The organism is Paenibacillus sp. SSG-1 (genome assembly GCF_002224835.1).
GTDB classification, from domain to species: domain Bacteria; phylum Bacillota; class Bacilli; order Paenibacillales; family Paenibacillaceae; genus Paenibacillus_AQ; species Paenibacillus_AQ favisporus.
Map to the genome: position 1 here is coordinate 1 of NZ_MBRK01000008.1, position 600 is coordinate 600.

Below are 600 nucleotides of genomic sequence, written 5' to 3' on the forward strand. Positions count from 1 at the left end.
AAACCACTAGCTCTTGGAAAAGCAGTTCATAAAGCGATTGAGCTAAAGATCAATGGAGTATCTGAGCATGAAGCCATTATAGAGGCAATTATTGAATCAGATTTTCATCCCGAAGTGACTTATGAAGAGATTGCTTCATTGGTGCAGCGTGCTCCGGAAGTCAGGGGACAAACGGAAGTTCATTTTGTACTTCCACTTGGAGACGGTATTCAACTTCAAGGCTACATTGATCTTCTGGAAGAGGAACGATTTTGGGATTGGAAATCGAATTGGCGGCCGTACCGAGCAAATGATACAAGGCAGCTTGCATTATATGCTTGGGCAATTATGAAAATGAGAGGACTCCGGCAAGTCATGGGGACATTGTACTTTCTACGCTTCAGGAAAGCAGAATCGTTTGTATATAACGAGTCTGATGCCAATGAAGCTAGAGAATGGGCGCGTGGTTTGGCGGAAGAAATTGAAATGAAGAAGTCTTGTCTGGAATCATTCCCGGATATGGCTTCTTCTTTGTTTCCGCCTACTCCAGGCAGCCAATGTAAGCATTGTCCGTTTGTGCTGGAGTGTTATCAAAATTCGAAAAATTAAGTTGAGAGGATG

1 protein-coding gene is annotated in these 600 nt (G+C 43.2%); it reads left to right on the plus strand.

Annotated features, from left to right (window positions below; genetic code table 11):
* On the plus strand, positions 1 to 588 hold a 588-nt coding region (locus tag BCV73_RS34680), incomplete at its 5' end, for a CRISPR-associated protein Cas4 (RefSeq protein WP_089550506.1).
* Positions 589 to 600: the final 12 nt, after the last annotated feature.